The organism is Sporosarcina pasteurii, from assembly GCF_041295575.1.
GTDB classification, from domain to species: domain Bacteria; phylum Bacillota; class Bacilli; order Bacillales_A; family Planococcaceae; genus Sporosarcina; species Sporosarcina pasteurii.
In genome coordinates, this window is record NZ_CP160452.1 from 1,291,673 (window position 1) to 1,312,058 (window position 20,386).

15 protein-coding genes and 1 other annotated feature are annotated in these 20,386 nt (G+C 39.5%); all 15 genes read left to right on the plus strand.

The window, feature by feature from the left end; genetic code table 11:
- The first annotated feature begins 202 nt into the window (after nt 1-202).
- Entirely contained in the window at nt 203-1,306 is a 1,104-nt protein-coding gene (locus AB1H92_RS05870; protein WP_279587537.1) for an N-acetylmuramoyl-L-alanine amidase, read from the plus strand.
- Nucleotides 1,307-1,490: 184 nt separating this feature from the next.
- Nucleotides 1,491-1,823, plus strand: coding sequence for a hypothetical protein (locus AB1H92_RS05875; protein WP_134268486.1), 333 nt, complete (start codon nt 1,491-1,493; stop codon nt 1,821-1,823).
- Nucleotides 1,824-2,414: 591 nt separating this feature from the next.
- A complete protein-coding gene (locus AB1H92_RS05880) occupies nt 2,415-3,395 on the plus strand; it encodes a tetratricopeptide repeat protein (protein ID WP_115361560.1) in 981 nt (326 codons plus the stop codon).
- Between the two features lie 100 nt (nt 3,396-3,495).
- Nucleotides 3,496-4,782: a trigger factor gene (tig, locus tag AB1H92_RS05885; protein WP_115361558.1), complete on the plus strand. Its 1,287-nt coding sequence runs from the start codon at nt 3,496-3,498 to the stop codon at nt 4,780-4,782.
- 150 nt (nt 4,783-4,932) lie between these two features.
- Nucleotides 4,933-6,195: an ATP-dependent protease ATP-binding subunit ClpX gene (clpX, locus tag AB1H92_RS05890; RefSeq protein ID WP_115361556.1), complete on the plus strand. Its 1,263-nt coding sequence runs from the start codon at nt 4,933-4,935 to the stop codon at nt 6,193-6,195.
- Nucleotides 6,196-6,305: 110 nt separating this feature from the next.
- Nucleotides 6,306-8,630, plus strand: coding sequence for an endopeptidase La (gene lon, locus AB1H92_RS05895; RefSeq protein WP_115361554.1), 2,325 nt, complete (start codon nt 6,306-6,308; stop codon nt 8,628-8,630).
- Nucleotides 8,627-9,208 carry a ribosome biogenesis GTP-binding protein YihA/YsxC gene (gene yihA, locus AB1H92_RS05900; RefSeq protein ID WP_115361552.1) on the plus strand — a complete coding sequence of 194 codons (582 nt, stop codon included), beginning with the start codon at nt 8,627-8,629 and terminating at the stop codon, nt 9,206-9,208. The genes lon and yihA overlap by 4 nt, the downstream gene beginning before the upstream one ends.
- 602 nt (nt 9,209-9,810) lie before the next feature.
- Entirely contained in the window at nt 9,811-11,181 is a 1,371-nt protein-coding gene (gene hemA, locus AB1H92_RS05905) for a glutamyl-tRNA reductase (RefSeq protein ID WP_115361550.1), read from the plus strand.
- Between the two features lie 99 nt (nt 11,182-11,280).
- Entirely contained in the window at nt 11,281-12,111 is an 831-nt protein-coding gene (locus AB1H92_RS05910; RefSeq protein WP_115364099.1) for an inner membrane protein YpjD, read from the plus strand.
- Nucleotides 12,112-12,163: 52 nt separating this feature from the next.
- On the plus strand, nt 12,164-13,102 hold the full coding sequence (hemC, locus tag AB1H92_RS05915) for a hydroxymethylbilane synthase (RefSeq protein WP_115364098.1): 939 nt from the start codon (nt 12,164-12,166) through the stop codon (nt 13,100-13,102).
- On the plus strand, nt 13,089-13,850 hold the full coding sequence (locus AB1H92_RS05920) for a uroporphyrinogen-III synthase (RefSeq protein WP_115361548.1): 762 nt from the start codon (nt 13,089-13,091) through the stop codon (nt 13,848-13,850). The genes hemC and AB1H92_RS05920 overlap by 14 nt, the downstream gene beginning before the upstream one ends.
- Nucleotide 13,851: 1 nt before the next feature.
- Nucleotides 13,852-14,832 (plus strand): porphobilinogen synthase, encoded by a 981-nt coding sequence (hemB, locus tag AB1H92_RS05925; protein ID WP_115361546.1) that lies wholly within the window; start codon nt 13,852-13,854, stop codon nt 14,830-14,832.
- Nucleotides 14,833-16,125, plus strand: coding sequence for a glutamate-1-semialdehyde 2,1-aminomutase (hemL, locus tag AB1H92_RS05930; protein ID WP_115361545.1), 1,293 nt, complete (start codon nt 14,833-14,835; stop codon nt 16,123-16,125). It begins immediately after the preceding gene.
- 123 nt (nt 16,126-16,248) lie between these two features.
- Complete coding sequence (locus AB1H92_RS05935; protein WP_115361543.1) at nt 16,249-17,091, plus strand: hypothetical protein; 843 nt, start codon at nt 16,249-16,251, stop codon at nt 17,089-17,091.
- Nucleotides 17,092-17,337: 246 nt separating this feature from the next.
- Nucleotides 17,338-17,591 (plus strand) — a binding site (T-box leader).
- A 47-nt stretch (nt 17,592-17,638) separates the two neighbouring features.
- Nucleotides 17,639-20,284, plus strand: coding sequence for a valine--tRNA ligase (locus AB1H92_RS05940; RefSeq protein ID WP_115361539.1), 2,646 nt, complete (start codon nt 17,639-17,641; stop codon nt 20,282-20,284).
- Nucleotides 20,285-20,386 lie beyond the last annotated feature (102 nt).

Here is a 20,386-nt window from a genome sequence, read left to right on the forward strand (position 1 = left end):
AAAAATGCCGTTCCAGTATTTGGGGTGGCATTTTTGTATCCTTTTTTAACGTACCACACTATATAGAGGGTGAAGGTTTTTATTCTATAAATATGGAGTTGTCAAAACTTACGGGCAATTCATATGCGATTTTTTTTGTGTCGCGCCTGGACAACGATCATTGGGCTTACATTTTATATGTAAAAAGGAGGATTTAAAATTGGTGAGGATAAAAAAACAATTCGTGACAAGTCGTAAGAATACGTTTCCTGGAACGAATGGACGTAAGTTTATTACCATTCACGAGACGGCAAATTATTCTAGAGGTGCAGGCGCGCAAATGCATGCAAATTTGCAATCGAGTGGATTTTCAGCGTCCTGGCATTGGCAAGTAGACGACAAGGTAGCGATACAATCATTTCCGCATACGGTTAGATGTTGGCATGCAGGTGACGGTGTTGGAAATGGCAACTATCAATCTATTGCCATAGAGATTTGTGTGAATGTAGATGGTGATTTTCGGCAAGCAGTCGTCAATGCTGTGGCTTTAGTGAAGAAAATTATGAGAGATGAAGGAATTCCAATCAACAACGTTGTGCAACACAATCACTGGAGTGGGAAAGACTGCCCGCATCACTTACGTAAAGGGGATAAAGGAATCAATTGGGCTACTTTTAAAAGACTCATTCAAACAACAGCTGAACTAGCAACAAGTAATTTATCTTTTGGAAGCCGGGGAGAAGCGGTGAAACAGCTCCAAACCGATTTAAACAAACTCGGTTATAAACTAACAGTAGACAGAATCTATGGGCCGCAAACCCAAAAAGCATTAAAAGAAGCATTGGCTAGACAAACGGCTTCCTCTGTGAAAATAGTGAAGTATGGAGATAAAGGCGAAGCAGTCAAACGGCTCCAAACCGATTTAAATAAATTCGGTTATAAACTAACGGTAGACAGCTCATTTGGTCCGGCAACAGAACGTGCAGTGAAAGCGTTTCAATCATCTCAAAAATTAACAGCAGACGGAATTGTGGGTCCGAAAACTCAAAAAGCATTGAAGGCAGAACCGGTTAAGCAGCCTATCCGTAAAAAAATCTTAAGGTTCGGAGATCAAGGCGAAGATGTTCGAGCGATGCAAGCAGCATTGGCTAGTATAAGTTTTTATCCTGATAAAGGGGCAAAAAATAATGGCGTTGACGGGTATTTCGGACCTAAAACGCTTGATGCTGTAAAGCGTTTCCAGTCTGTATATACACCTACTGAAGTAGATGGCATATTTGGTCCTAAAACCCAGGATGCGTTGAATAAAGCAATTAAAAATAACTAATTCGTTCATCCATGAGTTAGGAGATACTTTATCTCTAGGGATCATAAGGCGTTAGGAAAATATTTAATCATGTTTTTGAAGAAAACGTTGATCGTAAAGGCAGTATGTCCAACTCAAGTTTAACCTTGTCCATATATTATATAGAACGGCCGTATCTAATTGATAAAGAAAGGAGGGGGAGCAAATGTGTTGTAGAGGTAATCATCATAACCATGATCAAAGCCGACCAGTTAGGTTGATTTGTGAATGTTTTGAAGACAACAATCGTAGACAATCGGAGACATTGTTTTGCCGATGCCAGCAAGTGTTAGGCGGACGTGATGAGAATCACCACCATCACGACCACCATCGTTGCCGCGAAAACGATGTTCGGGATGAGCGAGATGATCGTAGAAATCATCGTCGTAACGATGTTTTAGGTGAGCGAGATGATCGTAGGAAACATCGTCACAACGACGTTCGTGGAGGGCGAGATGACCGCAGAAGACGCTGTAACTTCTGTAGTTTTTGGTTCTAAAAAATAAATCCAAACATGATGACCCAAGTAGGTAAGCACTGAAAAAAGCGGCTATTTCTAGAGTGGTCGCTTTTATTTATAATCATCACCACTATGAGGAACATGTTAAATGTTCCAATCCTAATCATCTAAAACAATATGTTTAATTGGTTTGCCGTTCTGCCGAAATTAGTTTGCACATAAACTTAAGGGGGATGATGCGATGTTTGAAGTGTATGATGTGATTTTGCATTCTTAAATGGTAGGCATCGTAGAGATATTTAAACGCGCAGGAGTGCATAAGAAATTCTTACCATTAATATCGTTACTCTTAGGCATTATTGTAGGTGTCGTATATGTGACAGACTTTTACTGGAAGCAAGGAGCCCTTGTAGGCGCAATGCTAGGGTTATCCGCAAGTGGTTTATATAGTAGCTCCAAAAATACTTTTGAAAAAGATGATGAAGAATAATTTTATTTCTACATCTTTTTTTGAAGATTTTTAATGTAAAAGAATAAAAACCATGTTTCTTCCTCATAATTCATATGAAAACTATTTGAATCAAACCCTTCATGTGATATAGTAATGATGGATGAAAGTAGGTGGTTCACGTGCGTAAAAAATATGGTAAGCTTCGAAAAAAGGGCAACTTAATTGTATTTCCTGGAACAGCTGAAAAGTTAATTCGTGAAGGAATGCAGTATGTTGAGCAACAACAATTTGAACAAGCTGTCCATTCGTTTGAAGAAGCGATGCAATTTGAACCAGAATCGGATGAATTTTTACTTCCTTATGCAATTGCACTTTATGAAATAAAAGCGTTTCAGCGTGCTAAGGAAATAACGGCAATGTTATTAAATCGTGGACCCGAAGATTACATAGGTACGATGGAGTTGTACTTGACGATACTCATTCATTTAGAAGAGTATGAAGATGTTGAAATGAAAATTGATATCTTATTGGAAGAAGGTTTTGTGCCTCAAGGAATGCTAAGTAAATTTAAATACTTACGCGATCTAAACAAACGGCTGGCGTTACGATATGGTAATGAAGAACCAATAGGGGCAGATGCACCATTCACGTTAGAAGAGTTTCTGGCGATGGATGGATTAGGTCAACAACAATTGCTTGCTTCTTTAGACGGAACGGATCTTCATGCAATCATAGAAGTGTTAGAGGATATTGTGGAAAGTAGCGAACTTTCTCCGATTGTCGTAACATTTGCGTTGACGCTATTGCACCAAGCACAATACTCAAGACAAGTCACGGTTCGTAAATTCGGTTTCGAGAAAGAAGTCATACCAGCCACAATGGCGTTACCAGGTCAGGATAAACGAACGCAAGCAGTTCTGGCTGAGTTGGAAAAGCTTTTAATCCAAGACCCATCACGATTGGAGTTAGCTTATGGCCTCGTCGAGAAATTTATGATTATTGCCTATCCGTTCGATTGGGGAAGTTATTCTAAAGAGGAAATTGCAAATGCCTATATTGAATACATAGATAGTTTATTTTCAGGTGAAGAACTTCCCAATACACCCCTTCTTGCATTCATCAAACAATTGGACAACGATTCAGATTTTAAACCAGTATAAAATATATTGAAAGATCATGACGTTATGCTATACTGAAACAGTTGTCAAAATTGCATATACGTGTAAAATAGATTTACAAAAGATTCGGAGGTTTTTTAACATGTCAATTAAATGGGAAAAACAAGAAGGTAACCAAGGCGTTTTAACAGTTGAGGTTCCAGCAGAAGAAGTTACAAAAGGTCTTAATCAAGCATTTAAAAAAGTTGTGAAAGATGTACAAGCTCCAGGTTTCCGTAAAGGAAAAATGCCACGTAAAATGTTTGAAAAAATGTACGGTGTAGAAGCTTTATACAATGATGCATTAGACTTCATCTTACCAGATGCTTATTCGAATGCAGTTGAAGAAGCAGGAATTGAGCCAGTAGATCGTCCTGAAATCGACATCGAGCAAATGGAAAAAGGCAAAGAACTTATTTTCAAAGCGACAGTTACAGTAAAACCTGAAGTGAAACTAGGAGAATACAAAGGTTTAGAAGTGACACGTCAAGAAACTGAAGTAACAGATGAAGAAATTGAAGAGCAATTAAAAGATCGCCAAACAGCATTTGCTGAACTAGTTGTAAAAGAAGACGGCGAAGTTCAAAACGGTGATACAGTTAAACTAGACTTCAAAGGTTTCTCTAACGGTGAAGCATTTGAAGGTGGAGAAGCACAAGACTTCGATTTAGAAATTGGTTCAGGTTCTTTCATTCCAGGCTTTGAAGACCAAATGATTGGTATGAAAGTCGGCGAAGAAAAAGAAATCGAAGTATCTTTCCCAGAAGAATACCATGCAGCAGAACTTGCAGGTAAACCAGCTGTATTCGAAGTGAAAGTTAATGAAATTAAAGCAAAAGAAACGCCAGAGTTAGATGACGAACTTGCAAAAGAAATCGACGAAGAAGTTGAAACGCTAGACGAGTTACGTAAGAAAATGAAAGAACAAACAGCTGAAGAAAAGAAAAATGCTTCTGAAACAGCGCTTCGCGATGATCTTGTTGAAGCAGCAGCACGCAATTCAGAAATCGATATTCCAGAAGTCATGATCGAATCAGAAGTTGAGCGCATGATGGGTGAATTCGAACAACGTCTACAACAGCAAGGTATGAACCTTGATCTTTATTTCCAATTCTCAGGTCAAGATAAAGAGGCGCTGAGTAACCAAATGAAAGACGATGCATTAAACCGTGTACGTGTTTCATTAACACTTGAAGCAATTGGTAAAGAAGAAAACATCGAAGTTGCAGAAGAAGACATTAACGAAGAATTACAGAAAATGTCTGATCAATTCGGTATGGACGTAGAGCAAATTAAAGCAGCATTAGGTGGTACTTCAGTACTTGAAAACGACCTTCGTTTCAATAAAACAGTTGAATTCCTTGTGGAAAACGCAAAAATTACTGAATAAGAAAAAGATATATGGACAAGGTACGGTAGACCGTACCTTGTTTTACATAAAATAAGTATTTTCAAGTCAATTGGTAATTAATTGAGTCCAAATTAGTTGATTATACGGATTGAGTCTTGTAATATTGTCACTTGAAAAGGGGTGAGCATAATGTTCAAATTTAACGATGAAAAAGATAATTTAAACTGTTCCTTTTGTGGAAAATCCCAAGAACAAGTTCGGAAGCTTGTAACAGGCCAAGGGGTCTATATTTGCGACGAATGCGTTGAACTTTGTGCCGAAATCGTCAAAGAGGAGATCGAGCTTGAAGAAGGTTTCGAGTTAAAAGATGTCCCAAAACCGAGAGAAATACAAAGTATTCTTGATGACTATTTAATTGGGCAGGACCGAGCAAAGAAATCGCTCGCGGTAGCTGTATATAATCATTACAAGCGTGTCAATTCTGGTAGTAAAATTGATGATGTAGAACTTGCGAAATCTAACATCGTTCTGATTGGACCTACTGGAAGTGGTAAGACATTACTCGCTCAAACGTTAGCCCGTATTCTTGATGTGCCATTCGCTATTGCAGATGCGACGTCATTAACAGAGGCCGGCTACGTCGGAGAGGATGTCGAAAATATATTACTAAAATTAATTCAAGCAGCAGATTATGATGTTGAAAAAGCTGAAAAAGGCATTATCTACATCGATGAAATCGATAAAGTTGCACGCAAATCTGAAAACGCATCGATTACACGAGACGTATCAGGTGAAGGTGTTCAACAAGCGCTACTGAAAATTTTAGAAGGGACGGTTGCAAGTGTTCCGCCACAGGGTGGACGTAAGCATCCGCATCAAGAGTTTATCCAATTAGATACAACGAATATCCTCTTTATCGTTGGTGGCGCTTTTGATGGCATTAACGATATTATTAAAAGAAGAATTGGTCAAAAGCTCATTGGATTTGGTACAGAGACAGAGCCAGTTGAAGAAGATTCGCTTCTTTCAAAATTAATTCCGGAAGACCTACAAAATTACGGTCTAATCCCTGAGTTTATTGGTCGTTTACCGGTACTTGCAAGCCTTGAGCCGCTTGATGAAGATGCATTGTTACAAATTTTAACATTACCAAAAAATGCGATTGTCAAGCAGTATCAAAAGATGTTAGAAATTGACGGGGTTAACCTAAGTTTTGAAGAAGATGCTTTAATGGAGATTGCGAAAGAAGCTATAGAGCGGAAAACCGGTGCCCGTGGATTACGTTCAATCATTGAAAACATCATGTTAGATATTATGTATGAATTACCGTCTCTTGAAGAAGTGACTGAATGTGTAATTACAAAAGATTCAGTCCTTAACAAAACAAGTCCTATTTTGTTAAAAGAAGATGGGTCTGAATACACGATATTAGATGATAAAGACTCGGCGTAATGCCTGAAGGACAAAGCTGACACCGATTGTGCATAGATATTTGCGCATGTAGGTTGTCAGCTTTTTCCTTCTATCTATACATATTTTATTCCAACGGAGGTGTTTTTAGCTTGAAACAAAACAAACATACAAATATTCCTTTATTACCGCTTCGTGGAATCCTCATTTATCCGACCATGATCTTACATATAGATGTGGGACGTGAACGATCTATTTTTGCAATTGAACGTGCACTTGAGCAAGACAGCCTCATATTTTTAGCAACCCAAAAAGATGCAAGTATTGAAAACCCAGAACGAGATGATTTATACGATATCGGTACGTTCGCCGCTGTTAAATCGATTAAGGAATTAGAAAACGGTACGCATCGGGTTTTAATTGAAGGGATTGCGCGGGCTGAATGGACAAAGTATGAAGAGGATGACTTGTTTAGTGTCGTCGATGTAACAACTTATCAAGACACAACAAAAGTTGATGTTGAAATTGAAGCGTTAATGCGAACACTCGTTAAGTACTTTGAAAAATATGTGAAGGCATCTAAAAAGCTTTCAAAAGATACGTTTAATTCGATTGCAGAAATTCGTGAGCCAGGAAGATTAGCGGATATGGTTACCTCGAATTTACCAATCAAAATTGAAGCAAAACAAGAAGTGCTTGAATTATTGAAAGTGGATGAACGACTTGAATGGCTTATAAACACTTTGCACAATGAGCAAGAAGTACTGTTGATGGAAAATAAAATTACTGCACGTGTCCAACAAGCAATGGAAAGGACGCAGAAAGAATTTTATTTGCGCGAGCAGATGAAAGCGATTCAAACAGAACTCGGTGATAAAGATGGAAAAGGGTTGGAAATTGCTGAACTGAAAGAGAAAATTGAACAAGCAAACATGCCAGAAGGTGTTCAAGAAGTTGCAGAGCGCGAATTAAATCGATATGAAAGAATTCCTGCAGCCTCAGCTGAAAGTGGAATCATACGTAGCTATATTGATTGGCTTGTCGCGCTCCCTTGGTCCGTTGCGTCAAAAGATCAGTTAGATATTAACCGTTCGGCTGAAATCTTAAATCGAGACCACGATGGGTTAGAACAGGTGAAAGAACGGATCCTTGAATATTTAGCCGTTCGTCAATTAACAAATTCACTACGCGGTCCAATATTATGTCTTGAAGGCCCACCGGGTGTAGGTAAGACATCTTTAGCACGCTCAATCGCAGAATCATTAGGCCGTAAATTTGTTCGTATATCACTAGGTGGTGTGCGTGATGAATCTGAAATTCGAGGTCATAGACGAACGTATGTCGGTGCGATGCCTGGAAGAATTATTCAAGGGATGAAAAAAGCTGAGAAAATAAATCCAGTCTTCTTATTGGATGAAATTGATAAGATGTCCAACGATTTCCGCGGTGACCCATCTGCGGCCATGTTAGAAGTATTAGATCCCGAACAAAATGCAACGTTTAGTGACCATTATATTGAAGAACCATTTGATTTATCGGAAGTATTATTTATTGCAACTGCAAATGATTTAAGTGCGATACCTGGTCCGCTACGTGATAGAATGGAAATAATTTCGCTCACAAGTTATACAGAATTAGAAAAAAGTACAATTGCTAAAAATCATTTAATTCCAAAGCAGATGAAAGAACATGGTTTAACAGGTGCTGCTTTACGGATAAATGATGAAGCGATTCTTGATATCATTCGCTATTACACAAAAGAAGCAGGCGTCCGTGGGTTAGAACGTAAAATTGCTGCGGTTTGCCGAAGAGCGGCAAAACAAGTTGTGACTGGCGAGAAAAAGCGTGTAGTGATTACATCAAAGACATTAGAAGATATTCTCGGTAAAAAGAAATTTAGGTACGGACTTGCGGAAACGGTTAATCAAGTCGGTGTAGCAACAGGGCTTGCTTATACGCAAGTAGGGGGAGACACATTGCAAATTGAAGTATCTCTTTCACCTGGTAAGGGAGAGTTAATGTTAACCGGGAAATTGGGTGACGTAATGAAAGAGTCTGCACAAGCAGCACTTTCGTATGTACGATCCAAAACGGAAGCATTTCAAATCGACCCGAAATTTCACGAAACCAATGACATTCATATCCACGTTCCCGAGGGAGCTACTCCGAAAGATGGACCATCCGCCGGAATTACAATGGCAACCGCACTCGTTTCTGCATTAACGGAGCGAAAAGTACGGAGAGAAGTAGGAATGACTGGTGAAATTACGCTTCGTGGACGTGTTCTTCCAATTGGCGGGGTAAAAGAAAAAAGTTTAAGTGCACATCGTGCAGGGTTAACAACAATTATTTTACCGTTTGACAATGAACGAGACATTGAGGATATCCCTGAGAGTGTCCGTAAACAACTAACTTTTAAATTTGTAACAGATGTCGAAGAAGTCCTAGACATCGCATTGGAGGCTGAGGACAAGTGAAAGTCCATAACGTAGAAATGATTATGAGTGCGGTAAGACCTGAGCAATATCCTGACGAAGGATATCCAGAGTTTGCACTCGCGGGACGTTCCAACGTAGGAAAGTCTTCTTTTATTAATCGAATGATTGCACGAAAGAGTTTGGCAAGAACATCTTCTAAACCAGGAAAAACACAAACACTCAACTTTTATAAAATTGAAGAACAGTTGTTTTTTGTCGATGTACCTGGATACGGATATGCAAAAGTTTCAAAGACCGAACGTGAAGCCTGGGGAAAAATGATTGAAGAATATTTAACGACACGTGAAGAATTGCGTGCAGTGATTCAAATCATTGATGTTCGTCATCCGCCAACGACAGACGATCGGTTAATGTATGATTTTCTAAACCATTTTGAAATTCCAGCAATCATTATTGCAACAAAAGCCGATAAAATTCCTAAAGGGAAAGTAAATAAACATTTAAAAATTGTCCGCGACCAGTTAAATATGCGACCAGACGATCCATTAATCTTATTCTCCTCTGAAAAAGGAACAGGCATGGAAGAAACCTGGAAAGAAATCAAAAAAAGGATGTAAACAAAAGCTGAGGGGGATTGCCTAGATGCGACAGGCATAAGGCAGGCTGAAACAGCGGCGTTTTTTTGCCGCAGTGTCAGCTTGACTTATGACCCGAGCATCTATCCCCCGAAGCTGGATGTAATCAAAAGTGGAAAGCGCTGCTTAGCCTCGACAGGCGTTGGAGGGCTTGCCGTAAAAGGCACGTACTTTGTGCCTTTTCGGAAAGACCGAAACGACCCGAGAGACTAGCGCTTGGAACTGGATGTAATCAAAAGTGGAAAGCGCTGCTTAGCCTCGACAGAAAAAGTCTTCTACCTGTGAAATTAACACATATAATAAAATTAAAGGCATTCGCTTTTCTAAACAATGAAACGGTTGATCATCAAAAGATCATCCGTTTTATTGTATATATAACAAAAATGAGATAGGCTAAGTTTAAAAACACATAATCTTTGAACTACATTATATAACTGGTTATATTTATATTAGAACAATTATAAAAACAAGCTAGAAACCTATGCATTTCATAAGGTGTTCACATTTGGTGAACCCATGGGGATTGATATATGTTATACTAATCATAATGAAATATAAGAACGTTGAGAGGTGTGAGCACCAAAGTGCATACAATTGTAGTAGGTGTTAACCATCGGACGGCACCTGTAGAATTAAGAGAAAAACTGTCGTTTGTTGAATCAGAACTGCCGCAAGCAATGCGATTACTTCAACAACAAAAAAGTATTTTAGAGAACATTATTATTTCAACCTGTAACAGAACAGAGATTTATGCAGTTGTCGATCAGATACATACTGGACGTTATTATATAAAGCGCTTTTTATCGGAATGGTTTTCGATTCCGATAAAAGTATTTGAAAATCATTTAATCATTCACGAGAATGATGACATGATTGAACATTTAATGAAAGTTTCGGCTGGCATGGATTCTATGGTCCTTGGAGAAACTCAAATATTAGGGCAAGTTCGGGATAGTTTTCTAGAGGCGCAATCTATCGGAACAACCGGTACTGTCTTCAATCAACTATTTAGACAGGCAATTACTTTTTCGAAAAGAGCGCATTCAGAAACGGACATCGGTGCGAATGCCGTATCTATTTCCTATGCAGCAGTTGAATTAGCAAAACAAATTTTTGGAAACTTAAATCATAAACATGTGTTGATTTTAGGTGCCGGCGAAATGGGTGAATTGGCACTTAAAAATTTACAAGGTAGCGGTGCAGAAAAAGTAACAGTTGTGAACCGAACCTTTTCGACGGCTGAAGAGATGGCTCAGAAATTTGGCGGCGTCGCAAAGCCAATGAATGAATTACAATGTGCGCTTGTAGAGGCGGATATTTTAATTAGTTCTACGGCCGCAACCGAATATGTCATTGATTATCAGACAATGAAATATGTAGAGCGTATGCGTAAAGGCAATTCTTTGTTTTTAATTGACATTGCTGTTCCGCGTGATTTAGACCCACGTATTGGTGAACTCTCCAATGTATTTCTATATGATATTGATGATTTACAAAGTATTGTGGATGCCAATTTGGCAGAACGTGAACGAGCTGCCGAAAAAATTGGTTATATGATTGAAGGTCAAATTATAGAATTTAACGAATGGCTTGCAACGCTTGGCGTCGTTCCTGTAATTACTGCGCTACGTGAAAAAGGCTTGCAAATCCAACGGACGACAATGGAAAGCATATTAAATAAAATTCCTGACTTAACAGAACGTGAGAAAAAGGTATTAAGTAAGCATACGAAATCGATTCTTAACCAATTAATTAGAGAACCTATCCGAGAAGCAAAAGAACTTGCAATGGAACCTAACTCTGCTGAAAAACTAGAGTTATTCCAAAAGATTTTCGGAATTGAGGAAGAAGTAGAAAGAGAGAAAGAAAAAGAAGCAATTGCAAAGTTAGCGAAAAAACGACTAAAAGTTCGTGCGAAGAATAATCCGGTGCCTAAACCTGAGTGGACATTTTAAAGCGAATAAGGAATTTCCGCATTTGAATGCTATATGAAAAATACGGAAATTCCTTTGTTTTTCCGCTATACTTGATAGTTTTAGAAAGGCAGTGGCATGATGACTGATATTACAATGTCAAGATTGCATGAATGGATGGTCGTCTTGTACGCGGTCAGTCTAGTATTTTATTTCATAGATTATTTGAATAAAGATCGCATCGCACACCGCAATGCTTTTAGCTTATTAATGCTCGTCTTTAGTATGCAATCGATTTTTCTTGTACTATTTATAATTGAAACGAAACGTTTCCCTGTATTGTCCTTGTTTGAAGGGATTTACTTTTATGCTTGGCTATTAATTACAATATCAATTGTCCTTCATCTTTTTACAAAACTCGGCTATGCGGTGTTTTTTTTAAATATAATTGGTTTTATCTTTATGACCATCCATACGTTTGCCCCTGTACAAATTAAGCAGTCCACAATAGGGGATGCGTTAATCTCAGAATTACTATTTATCCATATTACTTTTGCGATATTGTCTTACGTTGCATTTGCGATATCGTTTGTCTGTTCGGTATTGTATTTACTCCTCTATCGTAATTTGAAAGAGAAAAAATGGACAAAGCAATTTGGTCGATTACCATCGCTTCAACAAACTGCCACAGGCATGAAAACGGGGATAATTATTGGGATCCCTTTTTTATTTATTAGTTTAGTCCTGGGCATGCAATGGGCGCATATCGTCCTATCAGAATGGTCATTTTTTGATATGAAAATTGTCGGCTCATTTTTCATATTAATTGTTTATAGTTTTCTCTTGTTTGGGATTCAAACTGGAAGATTACGAGGGAATAATCATATGTGGGCAAATATATTTGCTTTTTTATTTGTCATTATTAATTTTTTTCTTGGGAGTACTCTATCCGGATTTCATTTTTGGATATAGTACAAAAGGATTCTGAGAGAGGAAAGAGTTCATTAGGAAGGGTTTGAATGCATTGAGAAAAATTGTTGTTGGTTCAAGAAGAAGTAATCTAGCAATGACTCAAACAAAGTGGTTTATTGAGCAAATGAAAGAAGCAGGTGCACCATTTGAGTTTGAAATTAAAGAAATTATGACAAAAGGTGATAAAAACCTTCATGTGAAGCTTTCTAAAGTAGGTGGGCAAGGTATATTTGTAAAAGAAATTCAAGATGCTTTATTTAATAAAGAAATTGATTTTGCGGTACACAGCATGAAAGACATGCCTGCTGAGTTGCCTGAAGGATTAATGATTGGATGTATCCCACCACGTGTTGATGCAAGAGATGCACTCATATCTACTGACCATGTGAAGTTAATGGATTTACCTGCTGGCTCAGTTGTAGGAACTTCGAGTTTACGTCGTAGTTCACAGCTATTATTAATGCGTCCTGACCTTGAAGTCAAATGGATTCGTGGAACTATTGAAGCGCGCATAGGAAAATTGCGTGAAGGTGAGTACGATGCAATCATACTTGCTGCTGCAGGGATGAAACGTGTTGGATGGGATGATGATATTGTCACAGAATTTTTCTCGGCTGAAGATGTCATTCCGTCAGTGGGACAAGGTGCACTTGGGATTGAATGTCGTTCGGATGATAAGGAGTTACTCGATGAACTGGCAAAAGTAAATGATCCGAAATCTTGGGATGAAGTAACAGCAGAGCGTACATTCTTATCTGAAATGGATGGCTCGGATCAAGTGCCAATCGGAGGTTATGCACAATTAGAAGGATCCAACGTTAAGTTTACAGGTTTTATTGCATCACCAGACGCAAAACAAGTGTTCAAACATACGGTTGTCCATGCGGATCCTGTACAGGCGGGAAAAGAAGTAGCAAAAGTATTGCGTGCAGAAGGTGCTAGCGAAGTAATCGAGAAAGTGTTGGCTGATTTAGACAATGAGAACAAGTGAACCACCACTCAATGGTGAAACGATTATTTTTACCGGAACGCCAAGGGCAACAGATGTATTTAGCTTAGTTGAAGAATACGGTGGAACACCGGTTTCATTGCCGCTTATTCAAGTGGCGGAATTGGTAGAATCGACAGACCAACTTCGTTTGGAAGCTTGCGCAACGTACGATTGGCTCATCTTTACGAGCCAAAGTGCGGTTGCCGCATTTAAAGAAAAACTAGAGCGTTTTAATGTGTCTGTTGAAACGATTCCATCGCATATTGCTGCGATTGGATCAAGAACAGCTGCGGCACTCGAAAAGCTTGGTTTTACTGTAGAGTTTATTCCGACCGTATTCAGTGCAGATGTTTTTGTAAAGCAATTTCAACCAGCGGAGAATGAAGCACGCAGGCTTTTATTTTTACGCGGATCCATCGCAGGTCCTACAATACGGGAAGAACTGCCGTTTGAAGTGGATGAATGGACGATTTACAAGACCGAAAGAGTAACTGATAACGCGGGAAAGCTTGTTCAGTTATTAAAAGAGACAGAAAAAACCTCTGTTTTATTTGCTAGTCCATCTGCAGTAGAAGTATTTGCGGAAGAAGTGGTTCCCGTAGTAGGTTGGAAAGGCTATACAATTGGTGCTATCGGACATATCACTGAAAAAGCGTTGGAAAAAGTGGGCGCAAATGTTCACGTTCGACCCAATACATACACATTGAAAGATCTTGTCGATAAGTTGGCAAGTCGAAAGGATGTTTAGATTGAATCAATTACATTTTCGTCGCAATCGACGTTTACGAAATACAGATACGCTACGCAAAATGGTACGCGAAACTGTTTTACGAAAAGAAGATTTCATTTATCCGATTTTCGTAGTTGAAGGAGAAAACATTAAAAATCCAGTCGCTTCAATGCCTGGCGTGTATCAACTTTCACTTGATCATTTTGAAAAAGAAATTGACGAAGTTGTTTCATTAGGGATTCCATCGGTTATTTTATTTGGTGTACCGAACGAAAAAGATACTGTAGGTTCCCAAGCTTATGCAGAGGAAGGCATCGTTCAAAGGGCGACGCGACTTGCAAAAGAATGTCATCCAAATCTCGTTGTTATTGCAGATACTTGCCTATGTCAATATACGGACCACGGACATTGTGGAGTAGTAGAAGACGGTTATGTCGTGAATGACGCGTCACTTGAGCTATTAACGAAAGCGGCAGTGAGCCAAGCGAAAGCAGGCGCAGATATTATCGCTCCATCAAACATGATGGATGGATTTGTTGCTGCGATTCGCCAAGGATTGGATGAAGCAGGGTTTGTCAACATTCCTATCATGTCGTATGCAGTTAAATATGCGTCGTCCTATTATGGGCCATTCCGCGATGCAGCCCATTCCTCACCGCAATCAGGAGACCGTAAAACGTACCAAATGGATTCTGCAAATCGTCTTGAAGCACTACGTGAAGCGGAAGCAGATGTAGAGGAAGGTGCAGACTTTTTAATTGTGAAGCCAGCACTCTCTTATCTAGATATTATGCGGGATGTGAAAAATAATTTTACATTACCAGTCGTTGCGTATAACGTAAGTGGGGAATATTCAATGATCAAAGCCGCTGCACAAAACGGTTGGATTAACGAACAAGAAATTGTACTTGAAACATTAACGAGTATGAAACGTGCGGGTGCTGATTTAATTATGACGTACCATGCAAAAGATGCAGCACGTTGGTTGGAGGGTAAATAATTGGAAAAACATTATAAGAACTCAAAACAAGCATTTGAAAAAGCAGTAGACCATATGCCGGGCGGTGTAAACTCACCTGTGCGTGCATTTAAATCGGTAAACATGGACCCAATTTTTATGGAAAGTGGAAAAGGGGCAATGATTAAAGATATTGATGGCAATGAATACATTGACTACGTCTTATCATGGGGACCACTTATTTTAGGACACGCTGACCCAGACGTTGTAGAAGGCATTCAACGTGTAGCAGAAACAGGATCAAGTTTTGGCGCACCGACATTAGCTGAAAATGAATTAGCAGAACTTGTGATTGAGCGTGTACCATCGATGGAAATGGTGCGTATGGTTTCTTCAGGGACAGAAGCGACAATGAGTGCACTTCGTTTAGCACGAGGCTATACGGGTCGTAATATTATAATGAAATTTGAAGGATGCTATCATGGACATGGCGACTCCTTGTTAATTAAAGCAGGTTCGGGTGTTGCGACACTAGGTCTACCAGATAGTCCAGGCGTTCCTGAATCAATTGCACGCAATACAATCACAGTGCCTTATAATGATTTAGATAGCGTAAAGCTAGCCTTTGAGGAATACGGATATGATATCGCTGCATTAATTGTTGAACCTGTAGCAGGCAATATGGGTGTTGTTCCTCCACAGCCAGGTTTCTTAGAAGGTTTACGTGAACTGACAACTGAAAATGGTTCACTCCTAATTTTTGACGAAGTGATGACAGGCTTCCGTGTAGGCTATGAGTGTGCACAAGGATACTTCGAGGTTCAACCAGACTTAACTTGTCTTGGTAAAGTAATCGGTGGCGGTTTACCGGTAGGCGCTTATGGTGGATCAAAAGAAATTATGAGTCATATTGCACCAGCAGGAACGGTTTACCAAGCAGGAACATTATCGGGGAATCCACTTGCAATGACTGCGGGAATTGAAACATTGAAAAAGTTAACACCAGCATCATACGAATACTTCAATAAACTGGGCGACCAGTTAGAAGCAGGTTTCCGTGAAGCAGCAGAAAAATATAATATTCCACATACTGTTAACCGCGCAGGTTCTATGATTGGTTTCTTCTTTACCAATGAAAAAGTTGTGAACTACGATAAAGCGAAAACATCTGACCTTGAGTTGTTTGCAGAGTATTATCGCTTAATGGCAGAAGAAGGCATTTTCCTTCCACCTTCACAGTTCGAAGGGATGTTTTTATCTGCAGCGCATACAGAAGAACATATTGCAAAAACAGTTGAAGCTTTCCATAAAGTATTTGCAAAGCTGGCAAGATAATCAAACAAAGCCTTTCTCCACAATTGATGGGGAAAGGCTTTTCGATTAACTTACAGCTACTCTATTCTAAGTAACTAGATCGATGCATACAATTGTCTGTGAAGGAATAGGAGGAGAGATCGTATGAAAAATGTAAAATGGCAAATGAAAGAGAACTTTGCCTTCTCACCAGAAATAGGTTTTCCAGCATCTGCCGATCAACTTAAAGTGACACCAAGGTTTACATTAGAAAAAGTAGAAGGACGGCCCAAGTTAACAGGGATTTACCATCTTGCTGTAAATGTTAATTTAGAGGAAAGAAAGAACGACAATAGTGAGATTAATGAAGCTATTTTAATTGATGATCTAGATATTGACGGAAAAACAGGGTATTTTGAATATGCAGTACCATTTAATATTGATTTCCCACCTGAAGCGGATGACCCTATTGATATTAAAACAATGAATACGACACATGAAATTGATGAAAACGGATGTCTGTCGATTATTTGGGACGTTGAATGCACATACAAAGAAGTTGGCATTCATCAAACACGCGAAGAACAGAAAGAAAACCAATCGGCCAAAACTGCTAGTGCCGAAGCTAAGAAAAAAGAAGCTGTTGCTGAAGAAAAACAAACACAGACTACCAAAAAAGAAGTCGCCGAAAAGCAACAAACAAAAGCTGAAAAAAAAGAAGCTGTCACCGAAGTGAAAGCAACCAAAGAGTCGAATGAACATAAACAAGCGGCGGCTAGTGCTAAAAAAGAAGTTTCTGAAACAAGACAATCTACTACTCCCCAAACCGAAACCGAGGTGGCCGTAGCTAGTCATGAAAGCGAATCAGTCAGAAATACTTCACAAGTAGTCGTCGAAACCGCTTCTTTTACTGAAGATGAAGTGCTCTCATTTATTTCTGAATTAGAAGACGGCATTTCAACGACTGGATTCCGCCTAAATGATGTCCTTGTGCAAGGCGAAAGCTAATGCGCAAAGGATACAAAGCAAAATAAAGTCTCCAGTTGTGGGAACGATGATCATTCGAATTAATTGAAATGCCGCGATAGGAATAATAATCGATTTACAGTAACATCGCGTTTTCCGAAGCCAAGGGGGAAGGAGATACGGGTTATATCCTTTTCTCATAACAAAATCCTTTCTTAAAGGTATTGAAAAGCAACCATTGACCTTGACGAATGAAAGGCTATTCCGTTATACTAAGAATAACTGCATATAGATGCGATGAACGGGATAGTAAGTAATACTTGTTTTCTAAAGAGAGGGGCTACCGGTGAAAAAGCCCTGTAAACAACCTACTGAATGTCACCCGTGAGCAGTTTTCGTGAACATGTTTTTTGGTTGTCGATGATTAATTCCAAAACAGTAGCGAAAGCCGGTTTGAAGCCGTTATGATTGATTGAGATGTACAGCTTTTTTTAGTGTACATAAATAAAGGTGGTACCGCGAATAGCTCCTTCGTCCTTTTAGGCGAATGGAGTTTTTTTATTGCTGAAAATTAAAGGAGGACACGAATATGTCAAAAGATCAATTATCAATGCCGACAAAATATGAACCACAATCAATCGAAGATGGCCGTTATGAATGGTGGTTGAAAGGAAAGTACTTCGAAGCTCAGCCTGATAGTGACAAAGAACCATACACAGTTGTGATTCCACCGCCGAACGTGACGGGCGTTTTACACTTAGGACACGCTTGGGATACGACATTGCAAGATATTATTATTCGAATGAAACGTATGCAAGGCTATGATGCACTATGGTTACCAGGAATGGACCACGCAGGTATAGCGACACAGGCACGTGTTGAACAACGTCTACGTTCAGAAGGAAAATCACGTTATGATTTAGGTCGTGAAAAATTCCTTGAAGCGACTTGGAACTGGAAAGAAGAATATGCTTCCCATATCCGTGAACAATGGGGCAAATTAGGACTAGGACTTGATTATTCCCGTGAACGTTTCACACTAGATGAAAACTTATCGAAAGCAGTACAAGAAGTTTTTGTTAAACTGTATAACAAAGGTTTAATTTACCGCGGTGAATACATTATTAACTGGGATCCTGCAACGAAAACCGCATTATCAGACATTGAAGTAATCCATGAAGATGTGCAAGGTGCATTCTATCATATGCGTTACCCACTCACAGATGGTACTGGAAGTATCGAAATTGCGACAACTCGCCCAGAAACTATGCTAGGTGATACAGCAGTTGCGGTTCATCCGGAAGATGAGCGATACAAACATTTAATTGGAAAAACAGTTACACTTCCAATCGTCGGTCGAGAAATTCCAATTGTTGGGGATGACTACGTCGACATGGAATTTGGAAGCGGTGCGGTAAAAATTACGCCTGCCCATGACCCAAATGACTTTGAAATCGGAAATCGTCATAATTTAGAACGCGTGCTCGTCATGAATGAGGATGGTTCTATGAACGAGTTAGCTGGTAAGTATCAAGGGATGGACCGTTTTGAATGCCGTAAACAAATTGTAATAGACTTACAAGGGATGGGCGTTTTATTTGAAATTGAAGAACACTTACACTCGGTTGGACATTCAGAGCGAAGCGGTGCCGTTGTTGAGCCATATTTATCAACGCAATGGTTCGTAAATATGGAACCACTAGCGAAAGCTGCAATTGAGTTACAAAAAGGGGAAGGCAAAGTAAATTTCGTTCCATCACGTTTTGAAAACACATACTTAAATTGGATGGAAAACATTCATGATTGGTGTATTTCACGTCAACTTTGGTGGGGCCATCGTATCCCGGCTTGGTATCATAATGAAACAGGCGAAGTATATGTCGGGAAAGAGGCGCCTGCAGATATTGAAAACTGGAGACAAGATGAAGACGTTTTAGATACTTGGTTCTCTTCTGCATTGTGGCCGTTCTCAACACTTGGTTGGCCAGATGTTGACAACGAAGAGTTTAAACGTTACTATCCGACAGATGCGCTCGTTACAGGATATGATATTATTTTCTTCTGGGTATCCCGCATGATTTTCCAAGGAATCGAATTTACGGGAGAGCGTCCATTTAAAGACGTCTTAATTCACGGACTTGTACGTGATGCAGAGGGGCGTAAAATGTCGAAATCACTAGATAACGGCGTTGACCCGATGGAAGTTATCGAGAAATACGGTGCAGACGCGCTTCGCTACACACTTTCAACGGGTGCTTCGCCAGGTCAAGACATTCGCTTCTCATGGGACCGTGTTGAGTCAAACTGGAACTTTGCGAATAAAATTTGGAACGCATCACGTTTTGCGCTCATGAATATGGATGGCATGACCTATGATGAAATTGATTTGACAGGTGAGAAATCTGTCGCAGATACGTGGATTTTAACACGTCTAAATGAAACGATTGAACAAGTGACACGACTTGCTGATAAATATGAGTTCGGTGAAGTTGGCCGTGCGTTGTACTCCTTCATTTGGGACGATTTCTGTGATTGGTATATTGAAATGGCTAAATTACCACTTTATGGTGATGATGAAGCTGCAAAGAAAATGACGCGTTCTGTACTTGCATACGTGTTAGATCATACAATGCGACTATTACATCCATTTATGCCGTTTATTACAGAAGAGATTTGGCAAAACTTACCGCATGAAGGTGAATCTATTACAATTGCCTCATGGCCAGTTGTGGATGCATCACTTTCTAATGAAGCACGTGCAACAGAAATGAAACTATTGATGGATATTATCCGTTCTGTCCGAAATATTCGTGCGGAGGTAAATACGCCGATGAGTAAGCCAGTGAATCTATATATTTCAACGCGAGAAGATAAAACGACTGAAATTCTAGAAGCGAATCGCAAATATATTGAGCGATTCTGTAACCCGGAAACACTAACAATCGGAAAAGGAATCGAATCACCAGGCAAGTCCATGTCTGCTGTGATTACAGGTGCTGAGCTATTCTTGCCACTTGAAGGACTTATTAATATTGAAGAAGAACTTGCCCGTTTAGAGAAAGAACTAAAAAAATGGGACAGCGAAGTGAAACGCGTTCAAGGTAAATTATCTAACGATCGCTTCGTAGCGAACGCACCAGATGCGGTCGTTGCAGCAGAGCGTGAAAAAGAAAGAGACTACCTCGAAAAATACGCGACGGTTGAGAAGCGTATGAAGGAATTGAAAGACATTTAAATGATCCGTTTAATGCCCCCGCCAATGTTGGTGGGGGTTGTTTATCGGAGAAATGAAAAGAAACAAAGAAGAGCCTATTAAGCATATATTTATGCTCATCTA

Bases quoted from the DNA above. Each gene is read 5' to 3' on its own strand.
- AB1H92_RS05875 (WP_134268486.1), top strand. From the start codon at position 1,491: ATGTGTTGTAGAGGTAATCATCATAACCATGATCAAAGCCGACCAGTT.
- AB1H92_RS05910 (WP_115364099.1), top strand. From the start codon at position 11,281: ATGACTGATATTACAATGTCAAGATTGCATGAATGGATGGTCGTCTTG.
- clpX (WP_115361556.1), top strand. From the start codon at position 4,933: ATGTTCAAATTTAACGATGAAAAAGATAATTTAAACTGTTCCTTTTGT.
- AB1H92_RS05940 (WP_115361539.1), top strand. From the start codon at position 17,639: ATGTCAAAAGATCAATTATCAATGCCGACAAAATATGAACCACAATCA.
- AB1H92_RS05935 (WP_115361543.1), top strand. From the start codon at position 16,249: ATGAAAAATGTAAAATGGCAAATGAAAGAGAACTTTGCCTTCTCACCA.
- tig (WP_115361558.1), top strand. From the start codon at position 3,496: ATGTCAATTAAATGGGAAAAACAAGAAGGTAACCAAGGCGTTTTAACA.
- AB1H92_RS05920 (WP_115361548.1), top strand. From the start codon at position 13,089: ATGAGAACAAGTGAACCACCACTCAATGGTGAAACGATTATTTTTACC.